Origin of the sequence: Streptomyces sp. NPDC020681 (assembly GCF_044334895.1) — a bacterium.
Taxonomy (GTDB): domain Bacteria; phylum Actinomycetota; class Actinomycetes; order Streptomycetales; family Streptomycetaceae; genus Streptomyces.
In genome coordinates this window covers 39,657-50,680 of record NZ_JBIRTX010000022.1, presented here as the reverse complement: position 1 = coordinate 50,680, position 11,024 = coordinate 39,657, and the positions used below count along the sequence as shown (strand labels likewise).

Here is an 11,024-nt window from a genome sequence, read left to right as displayed (position 1 = left end):
CGAATCCGCCGGTACTGCCCGGCGGGCCAGCCGAGCGGTGATCCACGCACCGCTCGGCGATGAAGCCTCGCTACGTACCGGCACCGATCGCGGAAGCGACCCCGTCCGCGGTCAGAGCACCACTCCAGATACGCAATTGATCAAGGCTTCCGGGGAAGTAGTGGCCAGTCGTCCCCGCCCGCGCACCCCTGCCCGCAGCGAGTTCACCCGTCCCCTGCACCGACGCGGTCAGACCTGCGTTGGGATTCGCGTTCTGTGGCGTGGCACCGATGTACAGCCGAAGCTTGCCGGGCGGGCTGTTCGGGTCGGCCGGGTCAGTCTGAGCGGCATCAAATACAGCCGTCACATCTGCTGGAACGTCGAATCCATCGGACAGGAGGCCTGCGTCCGCCTTTGCTTCCGCCGTCACCGTGCCCGTCCCGTCTACCGCCGTGCGCTCGAAACGCCATAGGTAGGAAGCGGTACCGTCGTCGTCCGGGTCGGTCTTGGTGAGCCACAGTGCCCAGGACGACTCGCCTGCGTTCTTCTGGCCCGCCACCATTCCGCGGTAACCGATGGGCTTGGCCTCCCATTTGGCGCGGTCGACCCGAACGCGTGCGGAGACACTGAAGGAGCCGGTCTCGTCCACAACCGGACCGGTAGTGGACGCGTACCCCTTCTCCCCATCCAGGAGCAAGGTGGTGCCCTCAGCTGCGCTTGCGCTCAGCTGGGCCCCTTCGACTGACAGCTTGAGACCGGACCGCTCGTATTCGGTTTGTTCCTGGATCTCGTTTCCAGTGGCCAATTCGGCATTCCAGTCCGCAACAAGCTCGGTCGCCGGCACGCCGCCCTCCTTCTGCTCTGACTCGTCCCGGATTTGGTTCGGGAGGAGAGCACGTTGCCACACCGTAATTTCGTCCAACTGACCGCGGAAATGCTGCTGGAAGGTGCCAGTGGCCTTCATCCGGCCGAACTGCAGGCCGCTGGTGGACTGCCAGGGTTCGTAGGCTGCCGCAGCGCCAGTGAGCCGCACGGGGCTGCCCTGCGGACGGCCGTTTACGAAGAGCTGGATGGTGTCATCCGTCTTGTCCTCGTTGTTCTGCCTGTCGAACACGCCAGCCAAGTGCGTCCACACCCCCACCGGGGGATTCGCCGCATCGCTGTACGAGACGACATGGGCTGTGCCGGACTTGTCCTGGGCTCCCCGGTTGAACGCCCACTTCTTGTCGTCGGAGTCGTAGTAGAGCGTGAACGCCGAGTCCTGTGTTCCCGGTGCGGAGAGCACGACCCGGTTAGATGTCGCATCTGACAAGAACGCCCAAGCAGAGACCGTGAAGGAATATCGGGTGTCAACTACCGGTGCCGTCCCGGTGGACGCGTACGCCTGCTGCTCGGCAGGGTCCGTACTGTTCAGCGCGAGCGAGTAGTCGGCCTGGCCTCCCCTGGCGCGACTGGACCATCTCGCACCGCCGGTCAGCGCAGCATTGTGGCGTGCGCCTTCCGTTCCGCTGTCCGACGACACGAAGCCGCTCCACAGCTCCGGGGTCTCGGCGAACCGCCAGCGGCCCACCTCGCCCGGACCCGGCTTCACCTTGAACTTGAACGCGGTGGTGTCGCCCCATCGTTCGCGCACGTCCTTGGCCTGCACGAACAACCGATCTTCTCCGGCGACCGTCGGGGTGAACGAGACCTCTTCCGCCTCGGCAACGCTGACTTCCTTGACTTCTGGCTGCGAAAGAGAGGAATAGCGGTAGCCAGTTACGTCAGTGTCAGCCGCATTGGGCTTGAACGTGAACGTTCCGGGCTCGCCTGGACCGCCCTCGCCCACGCACGTGGTGGTACAGCCTGTGTAGGGACTGCCCGGGATTACTTGCGGTAGCTTCGGGGCCAAGAAATCGGTCTTGAAGTAGCACCATGGCGTGTAGGCCGAAGCCATGCTCGAAGTCGTGCCTTCATGCGTCCAGTACGACTGCGTGCGCATCCTGACCCGATACAGGATGTTGTCCGCCCGGTACGTCGTCCTCACCGACTCCAACGTCCCGTCCGGGTCGAATCCGGTGCTGGGTGAGGTGGCTTCCCAGGTATGGATCCATGCCTTCGTTACCGGGTCCTGTCGCTCAGCGTCGAAATAGACCCGCAGAGATCCCTTGAACGCGGTGGACGTGGGCTGCACCAGCGCCTGGGCCCCGGCTTCGATCATGGGATCTGAACGCGTGACCGTCAGCGGGTCGTAGTCCGGGTTGCAGTGCCGGGAGGCTCCGTAACCGGGAATCACCCCGTACGGGCTGGGCAAGCCCGGCTTGGGCACATAATTGATCTGCAGCTCGGCATTGTCGTCGAACCGCTTCCACGCATCCGGATTCGTCTCGTCCTGCGCCCGCAGCATCAACGTCAGCCGCGAGAACTTCCCATCGGCGAACGACCGCACCGTAGACGTCAGGTTCTCGTCGCTCTCCGACGGGTTGTCGTTGAACTCCACCCAGCTGTCCGGCTGTTCGGGAGTGCAGTTGGTGCCCCGTCCCGCCGACACATTGACGTCGCCCATCTTGTCCAGATGTGCAGGCCCCGGCCAGCTGCTGCCCTCGGAGATGTTGTTCGTGCGCCACAGGTCCACCTGATGCGCACTGCAGGAGAACGACCAGGTCTCGTACGCCCGGAAGTCCGCGTCAACCACGTATTTGCCCGCCAGGTTGGTCGGGGCGAACTCGAAGTACATCCGGTTCGTGTGGTCCTTGTCGCAGTACCACGGGCCCACGCGGTGACAGCGGCCCACGCCCTCGTCGCCGTCGAAGTCCCAGAACCGGTCCCCGTCCGACGAGAGCACCGTGCGCTCCTGCAGTGCTGCGCCCATCGGCGGGTCGATGAAGACCGGGTAGACCGTCTCCTCACCCCGGAGCAGCTCCAGATCCGGCTTCACCGCAACCGCGCTGCCATCCACCTGCACCGGCAGTTCCGCGCTGGCGTCGCCCTCGCCCGGACGGTTCGGGTCCTCCGCCGGCTCCGGCTCCTCCGCAACGGCCGTCGAACGCATCAGCTGCGACTGGGCACCAGCATCGCCTGCCGAGTCCCACATGACCCCGGCCGGTCCCACGAAGGCCGCGTTGCCGTCCGCGTCGATTGCGCGCAAGCCGCCGCCCGCGCCCGCCGCGATGTTCAGCCCATCGCCCTTGGCCGTCAGTTTGATCTGCTCCAGCGCCGGATTGGCCGCCGCTTCCGCCGACTTGACCACCAGCACCTCGCGGTAGCCCTCGGCCGTCGCCGTAAGCTTCAGGTCCACGCCCTTGAAGACCTCGGGATACGTGGCGGTGGCTCCTGCGAGCTCCGGTTCCGGCAGGGATCCCGGCCAGTCCAGCGACAGCGAGCCGCGCTTGCTGCCCAGGCTGATCATGGGGTCGGTGTTGCCGCCGCCGGAGAATGCGAGGTCGACCACCGAGGACTTGGGGCCGACCGTGCCGTCGGCCCGGCGCTCCAGGGTGATGTCGATGCCGCGCCACGAGCCGTCCTTGGTCCGGGCTCGCTGCGGCCGCGTCGACTGCGTCAGTGTGAACGTGCCGTCCGGGTTCGCCATCGTGGTCGAGTACTCGGTGCGCTCTTCGACCACCTCGACGGGCTCACCGGACGCCGCCGCCCGCGCAGACTCAGAAGCCTGATCGGTGGCAGCCGGCATCTGCGCGGGCGATGCCGCGAACGCGGGCGCCGACGTCAAGCCGGCCAACAGCCCGCAGGCCAACGTCACGATCACCGAGCGTCTGCCGCCCAGAGCACGCCAAGACATAGCTCTCCCCACCCCAGGGCCTCCCCAGGCCCATCACAAAAGTGCTGATCACGTGAGGATCAGCCGGGGCACCATAAGCATGTCTACGTGTCCACGACAATCAAATTCGGCTGGCAGCTTCAGGTCAGGTAAGAGCCTGACCCCCTCATAGACCTGCGCAAACCGGCGAGAAACCCGCCAAGGGCCGCACGGGCACACCTCGGCCCGCACCGCCGCATGTAACGCTTTGGTTGCCTAGCCCGCGCCGCCCATTGACGCCCACCCGACCTGCGGCTTACTTTCCTCTCTACCGAATAGGAAACTTTCCTAACAGTCCATCCCCGAGGACACTCGTAGGGGACAGCGGACATCGGCAGCCGAAGGGCAGGTGCACCCCCCGTGGCCAGTACGACACCCGGTACTCCGGGAGCCGCACCCGGTACACCCGGTACTCCCGGGACCACACCCGGTACCCCCCGCGTCCTGCGCGCCATGAACGATCGCGCCGCGCTCGATCTGCTGCTGGCGCACGGGCCCCTGTCGCGCACCAAGATAGGGAAGCTGACCGGGCTCTCCAAGCCCACCGCCTCCCAGCTGCTCGCGCGGCTCGAGGCCGCCGGGCTTGTCGTCGCCACCGGGACCACCGAAGGGCGGCCGGGGCCCAACGCCCAGTTGTACACGGTCAATTCGCGGGCCGCCTTCGCCGCCGGGCTCGATGTCACGCCGCAGCGCATCCGTGCCGCCGTCGCCGATGTCACCGGGGCCACCGTCGGAGAGTTCGAGCTCCAGACGCCCGGGCGGCGTGCCGCGAGTGTCGTCAAACAGGTCACCGAGGCGCTCGACGGGGCCGTGAAGGCCGCCGGGCTCACCAGGAGCGATGTGCACCGGCTCGTCATCGGGACGCCGGGAGCCTTCGATCCGTCCACCGGGCGGCTGCGGTACGCCTCCCATCTGCCCGGGTGGCACGCACCGACCCTCCTCGACGAGCTCGCGGCCGTCCTGCCGATGCCCGTCGAGTACGAGAACGACGTCAACCTGGTCGCCGTTGCCGAGCAGCGTCTCGGTGCAGCGCATGGGCACGAGAACTTCATGCTGCTGTGGAACGAGGAGGGCCTCGGCGCCGCGCTCGTCATCGGTGGGCGGCTGCATCGCGGGTTCACCGGCGGTGCGGGCGAGGTCGGCTTTCTGCCCGTGCCCGGTACCCCGCTCGTACGGCAGGTGACCAAGGCGAACAGCGGCGGCTTCCAGGAGCTGGCGGGCGCGCAGGCGCTGCCCCGGCTGGCGCGGGAGCTCGGGATCGAGGATGTGCGGCACGGGCCCCACACCCAGGTCGCCACCGAGCTCGTGGCCCGGGCCACCGCCGCGGACGAAGGGCCGTACCGGCAGCTGCTCGACGCGTACGCGACCGGGCTCGCCACCGGTCTTGCCTCCATGGTCGCCGTCCTCGACCCCGAACTCGTCGTCCTGTCCGGCGAGGTCATCGCCGCCGGCGGCGAACCGCTGCGCGAACGCGTGCAGGCGGAGCTCACCGAACTCGCCGCGTCCAGGCCCCGCCTGGTACTCGGCGCCGTACGCGAACACCCCGTCCTGCGCGGTGCGTTGGAGAGCGCACTCGCCACCACCCGCGACGAGGTTTTCGACACCTCGCGATAAGTCACCACGAAAGCCCGAGCCCCTCGACCCGTCACAGGGAGACCCCGCCATGTCCACACGCACCCGGAAGACGGCCTCCGCGCTCGCCGCGACCGCCGCCATATCCCTGTTCGCCTCGGCCTGTACGGGATCGAGCGACAGCGCCGCCAACGACGACCCCAACGCCAAGACCACCATCACCTTCTGGCACGGCTGGTCCGCGCCCAGCGAGGTCAAGGCGATCCAGGAGAACGTCAAGCGCTTCGAGGCCGCGCACTCGAACATCAAGGTCAAGATCGTCGGCAATATGACCGACGACAAGATCAACCAGGCGCTGCGGGCAGGCGGGTCGAACGCGCCCGACGTGGTGTCGTCGTTCACCACCGACAGCGTGGGGAAGTTCTGCACCTCCGGGGCCTTCGTCGACCTGAAGCCCTTCCTGGACAAGTCGAAGATCGACCCGGCGAAGGTGTTCCACAAGCCGCTGCTGGACTACACGCAGTTCGACGGCAACCAGTGCTCCCTGCCGCTGCTCAATGACGCGTACGGGCTCTACTACAACAAGGACGCCTTCAAGGCCGCCGGGATCACCGCGCCGCCGAAGACCTGGAGCGAGTTCGAGAAGGTCGCCGAGAAGCTGACCAAGTCCAAGGGCGACAGCTACCAGCAGCTCGGCTTCATGCCCAACTACCACGGCTACGAGACGACTCCGATGCACTACGCGTCGCAGTGGTCCCCGACCTACTTCGACGCCGACGGCAAGTCGAACATCGTCAAGGACCCGGCGTTCTCGAAGATGCTGAACTTCCAGAAGGGTCTGGTCGACAAGCTCGGCGGCTTCGCCAAGCTGGAGAAGTACCGCAACACCTTCGGTGACGAGTGGGGCGCCAAGCACCCCTTCCACACCGGTCAGGTCGCCATGCAGATGGACGGCGAGTGGCGGCTCGGCATGGCCAAGGACGCGGGTGTGAAGTTCGAGATCGGCACCGCCCCGCTGCCCGTCGCCGACGACCAGGCCGCCGACTACGGCAAGGGCTACCTGTCCGGCACGATCATGGGCATCGCCTCCACCAGCAAGAAGCAGAACGCCGCGTGGGAGCTGGTGAAGTACATGACCACGGACACCGACGCGGTCGTCGCCTTCTCCAACGGCATCCACAACGTGCCGTCCACCATCGAGGCGCTCAAGTCGCCGAAGCTGGAGATCGACCCGGCGTTCAAGACCTTCATCGACATCGCGCAGCACCCGAAGTCCAGCACCACGCCGGCCAATGTCGACGGCGGCGCGTACCAGGTGACCTTCCAGGACTTCGGCTACCAGTACGAGGCGGGCAAGGTGAAGGACCTGAAGGCCGGTCTGGAGAAGACGGCCAAGCAGATCGACACCGATATCGCGAAGCAGAAGTAAGGCCCGGGTCGAAGACGGTGAGTACGCACACCCTGCGGTCGAAGCGCCGGCGTTCGGCGCTTCGTACCGCGGCCTTCATGTCGCCCTGGCTCATCGGGTTCAGCGTGTTCTTCGCGTATCCGCTGATCTCGACCGTGTACTTCTCGTTCATGAAGTACGACGGCTTCCGGCCGCCCACGCCCAACGGGCTGGACAACTGGACGTATGTCTTCAGCGAGTACCCGATGTTCTGGCCGGCCCTGCGCAACACCCTGTGGCTGGTGCTGGTGATGGTCAGCTGCCGGGTCGTCTTCGGCCTCGGCGTCGGCATGCTCATCACCAAGATCAGAACTGGTGCCGGGGTCTTCCGCACCCTGTTCTATCTGCCGTATCTCGCGCCGCCGGTCGCGGCCACGCTGGCCTTCGTCTTTCTGCTCAACCCCGGTACGGGACCGGTCAATTCGATCCTCGACTCGATCGGTCTGCCCACGCCCGGCTGGTTCACCGACCCCAGCTGGTCCAAGCCGGCGCTGACCGCGCTCGCGCTGTGGGGCATCGGCGATCTGATGGTGATCTTCATGGCGGCGCTGCTCGATGTGCCGAAGGAGCAGTACGAGGCGGCCGAGCTGGACGGCGCGAGCTCCTGGCAGCAGTTCCGCTTCGTCACCCTGCCGAACATCTCGCCCATCGTGATGTTCGCCGTGGTGACCGGAGTGATCCAGACGATGCAGTACTACACACAGCCACTGGTCGCGGGAAAGGTCGCGTCCGGGATCATCGGCGGCAGCGGACAGCAGTTCGAGCCCGGCTATCCCGAGAAGTCCACGCTGACGCTGCCGCAGCTGGTCTACAACATCGGCTTCCAGCGCTTCGACTACGGCGCGGCGGCGGTCATCGCGCTCGTCCTGTTCGTGCTCTCCATGGTCTTCACCGCCTTCCTGATGCGCAGGCGCGGTGGGCTCGTAACGGTGGGTGACTGACTGCCATGACCCAGATCCTCGACAAGCCCGTAGCCGCACAACAGCTGTTCGTGGAGGCCGAGCGGACCGCCCGCCGCAAGCAGCTGCTGCACTGGATCGCCGTGCACTCGCTGGGCATCGCGGCCGCGCTCTTCTTCGTGCTGCCGTTCGTCTTCGTGGTGCTCACCTCGCTGATGAGCGACCAGCAGGCGCTGACCCGCGAACTGATCCCGAAGACCTGGGAGTGGGGCAACTACTCCAAGGTGCTGGACACTCCGGGCTTTCTGACCTGGTGGAAGAACACCCTGCTGTACGCGGGTCTGGGGACCGTCCTCACGGTCGTGTCCTCGATCCCGGTGGCGTACGCGCTCGCCAAGTTCCGCTTCCGCGGCCAGCGGTTGGCCCTGATGCTGGTCATCTCGATGATGATGCTGCCGCCTCAGGTGGTCATCATTCCGATGTACCTGTTCTGGGCGAAGGAACTGGATCTGGCGGGCACGCTGTGGCCGCTGATCATCCCGATGGCCTTCGGCGACGCGTTCTCGATCTTCCTGCTGCGACAGTTCCTGCTCACCATCCCGAACGAGTATCTGGACGCGGCGAAGGTCGACGGCTGCAGTGAGTTCCGTACGCTGATCAAGGTTGTGCTGCCGATGGCCAAGCCCGGCATCGCGGCCGTGGCGCTGTTCCAGTTCTTCTACGCCTGGAACGACTACTTCGGGCCGCAGATCTACGCCTCCGAGAATCCGGCCGCCTGGACGCTGAGTTACGGACTCGAATCGTTCAAGGGTGCGCACCACACCGACTGGAATCTGACCATGGCCGCGACCGTGCTGGTCATGGCCCCTGTGATCCTCGTCTTCTTCTTCGCCCAAAAGGCATTTGTCGAGGGCGTCACACTGACCGGAGTGAAGGGCTGATGCACATATGAAGCTCGCAGTCGTGGGTGGCGGATCCACCTACACACCCGAGTTGATCGACGGCTTCGCCCGGCTGAGGGACATCCTCCCGATCACTGAACTGGTGCTCATCGACCCGGCGGCCGACCGGCTCGAGCTCGTCGGCGGACTGGCGCGGCGGATCTTCGCCAAGCAGGGCCACGACGGAAAAATCGTCACCACCTCCGACCTGGACGCCGGAGTCGCGGACGCCGACGCGGTGCTGCTGCAGCTGCGCGTCGGCGGGCAGGCGGCCCGCAACCAGGACGAGACCTGGCCGCTGGAGTGCGGCTGCGTCGGTCAGGAGACGACCGGCGCCGGCGGTCTCGCCAAGGCGCTGCGCACCGTCCCGGTCGTGCTCGACATCGCCGAGCGGGTCCGGCGTACGAACCCGAACGCCTGGATCATCGACTTCACCAACCCCGTCGGCATCGTGACCCGCGCGCTGCTGCAGGCCGGGCACAAGGCCGTCGGTCTGTGCAATGTCGCCATCGGGTTCCAGCGCAAGTTCGCGAGGTTCCTCGATGTCGCTCCGTCCGAGGTGCATCTCGACCATGTGGGCCTCAACCACCTCACCTGGGAGACGGGTGTGCGGATCGGCGGTCCGGACGGCGCGGACGTGCTGCCGAAGCTGCTGGCCGAGCACGGCGACGCGATCGCCGGTGACCTGCGGCTGCCGCGCGAGATCCTCGACCGGCTCGGCGTCGTGCCCTCGTACTATCTGCGCTACTTCTACGCCCACGACGAGGTCGTACGGGAGCTGAGGACCAAGCCGTCGCGGGCCGCCGAGGTCGCGGAGATGGAGAAGCAGCTGCTCGCGATGTACGGCGACCCGGCGCTGGACGAGAAGCCGGAGCTGCTCGCCAAGCGCGGCGGGGCCTTCTACTCGGAGGCGGCCGTGGATCTGGCGGCCTCGCTGCTCGGCGGTGGCGGCAGTTCGGTGCAGGTGGTGAACACGTACAACAACGGCACGCTGCCGTTCCTGCCGGACGACGCGGTGATCGAGGTGCAGGCGCGGGTCGACGGCAGCGGCACCACGCCGCTGGCCGTGCCCGAACTCGACCCGCTGTACGCCGGGTTGATCGCCCATGCGACGACGTACGAGGACCTGGCGCTGGAGGCTGCCCTGCGCGGCGGCCGTGACCGGGTGTTCAAGGCGCTGCTCGCAAATCCGCTGGTCGGGCAGTACGAGTACGCCGAGGCGCTGACGGACAAGCTGATCGCACACAACCAGGAGCATCTCGCGTGGGCGTGAATGCCGCAGTTCTCGCCATCGACGCGGGCAACAGCAAGACCGACGTGGCCTTTGTCGGCGGCGACGGGTCCGTGCTCGTGTCGGCTCGCGGGCCGGGCTTCCAGCCGCCGAAGGTCGGCATCGGGGCGGCACTCGACGTGCTCGCGTCGACGGTCGGCGAGGCGATGGCGAAGGCGCGGGCCGACGGAGGTCCGATCGACGGCGTCGACCATGTGTCGGCGTGTCTCGCCAACGCCGATCTTCCGGTGGAGGAGCGGGAGTTGACGGCCGCGCTGCACGCCCGGTCGTGGGGGCGTACGACGGAGGTGCGCAACGACACCTTCGCGATCCTGCGCGCCGGGGTCGACGAGCCGCGCGGCGTGGCCGTGGTGTGCGGCGCGGGCATCAACTGTGTGGGCATGCTGCCGGACGGCCGTACGGCCCGCTTCCCGGCGATCGGCAAGATCTCCGGCGACTGGGGCGGCGGCTCCGGGCTCGCCGAGGAGGCGCTGTGGTTCGCGGCGCGCGCGGAGGACGGGCGCGGCGGGGCGACGGCGCTGGCCGCCACGCTGCCCGCGCACTTCGGCCTGGACTCCATGTACGCGCTGATCGAGGCGCTGCATCTGGGCCACATTCCCGGTGCGCGCAAGCACGAGCTGACACCGGTCCTCTTCGCCACCAGCGCCGACGGCGACCCGGTGGCGCGCTCGCTGGTGCACCGGCTGGCCGAGGAGGTCGTCGCCATGTCCACGGTGGCGCTGGCCCGGCTCGATCTGCTCGACGAGGAGGTGCCGGTGCTGCTGGGCGGCAGCGTGCTTGCGGCACGGCACCCCGAACTGGACGAGCACATCGGCGAACTGCTGGCCGCGAAGGCGCCCAAGGCGGTGATCGAGGTGGTGACGGCACCGCCGGTGCTGGGGGCGGCGCTGCTGGGTCTCGACCACACGGGGGCGCCGCCGGAGGCCCGTGCGAAGCTGCGCGCGCACTACGCGTAGAGCAGCCGCAGCCACCCCGCGTCCCAGGAGCAGCCGCACCGCGGATCGTGGTGCGGCTGCTCCTCGTCGAGGGCTCTCGAGGGAACCGATCAAGGTCCTGAAGCGTATTCATGGTGGGGAGACGGACGCTGAATTGCTGCGGTGAG

At 67.2% G+C, this 11,024-nt stretch carries 7 protein-coding genes; 6 read left to right on the top strand and 1 reads right to left on the bottom strand.

Annotated features, from left to right (window positions below; translation table 11 throughout):
* Nucleotides 1-70: 70 nt before the first annotated feature.
* Nucleotides 71-3,721: a LamG domain-containing protein gene (locus ACH4YL_RS34400; protein ID WP_398511438.1), complete on the bottom strand. Its 3,651-nt coding sequence runs from the start codon at nt 3,719-3,721 to the stop codon at nt 71-73.
* A gap of 504 nt (nt 3,722-4,225) precedes the next feature.
* Between ACH4YL_RS34400 and ACH4YL_RS34395 the strand changes: the two genes are divergently transcribed.
* The 6 genes from ACH4YL_RS34395 to ACH4YL_RS34370 are packed head-to-tail and all read left to right on the top strand — an operon-like array spanning nt 4,226 to nt 10,878.
* Complete coding sequence (locus ACH4YL_RS34395; RefSeq protein WP_398511437.1) at nt 4,226-5,386, top strand: ROK family transcriptional regulator; 1,161 nt, start codon at nt 4,226-4,228, stop codon at nt 5,384-5,386.
* A gap of 49 nt (nt 5,387-5,435) precedes the next feature.
* Nucleotides 5,436-6,773 (top strand): ABC transporter substrate-binding protein, encoded by a 1,338-nt coding sequence (locus tag ACH4YL_RS34390; RefSeq protein WP_398511436.1) that lies wholly within the window; start codon nt 5,436-5,438, stop codon nt 6,771-6,773.
* A 17-nt stretch (nt 6,774-6,790) separates the two neighbouring features.
* Complete coding sequence (locus tag ACH4YL_RS34385; RefSeq protein WP_398511435.1) at nt 6,791-7,732, top strand: carbohydrate ABC transporter permease; 942 nt, start codon at nt 6,791-6,793, stop codon at nt 7,730-7,732.
* 5 nt (nt 7,733-7,737) lie between these two features.
* Nucleotides 7,738-8,631 carry a carbohydrate ABC transporter permease gene (locus tag ACH4YL_RS34380; protein ID WP_398511434.1) on the top strand — a complete coding sequence of 298 codons (894 nt, stop codon included), beginning with the start codon at nt 7,738-7,740 and terminating at the stop codon, nt 8,629-8,631.
* 7 nt (nt 8,632-8,638) lie between these two features.
* Nucleotides 8,639-9,904, top strand: a complete 1,266-nt coding sequence (locus ACH4YL_RS34375; RefSeq protein WP_398511433.1) for a 6-phospho-beta-glucosidase — start codon at nt 8,639-8,641, stop codon at nt 9,902-9,904.
* Entirely contained in the window at nt 9,895-10,878 is a 984-nt protein-coding gene (locus tag ACH4YL_RS34370; protein WP_398511432.1) for an N-acetylglucosamine kinase, read from the top strand. Before ACH4YL_RS34375 ends, ACH4YL_RS34370 begins: the two co-directional genes overlap by 10 nt.
* Nucleotides 10,879-11,024 lie beyond the last annotated feature (146 nt).

Bases quoted from the DNA above. Each gene is read 5' to 3' on its own strand.
- ACH4YL_RS34390 (WP_398511436.1), top strand. From the start codon at position 5,436: ATGTCCACACGCACCCGGAAGACGGCCTCCGCGCTCGCCGCGACCGCC.
- ACH4YL_RS34380 (WP_398511434.1), top strand. From the start codon at position 7,738: ATGACCCAGATCCTCGACAAGCCCGTAGCCGCACAACAGCTGTTCGTG.
- ACH4YL_RS34375 (WP_398511433.1), top strand. From the start codon at position 8,639: ATGAAGCTCGCAGTCGTGGGTGGCGGATCCACCTACACACCCGAGTTG.
- ACH4YL_RS34395 (WP_398511437.1), top strand. From the start codon at position 4,226: ATGAACGATCGCGCCGCGCTCGATCTGCTGCTGGCGCACGGGCCCCTG.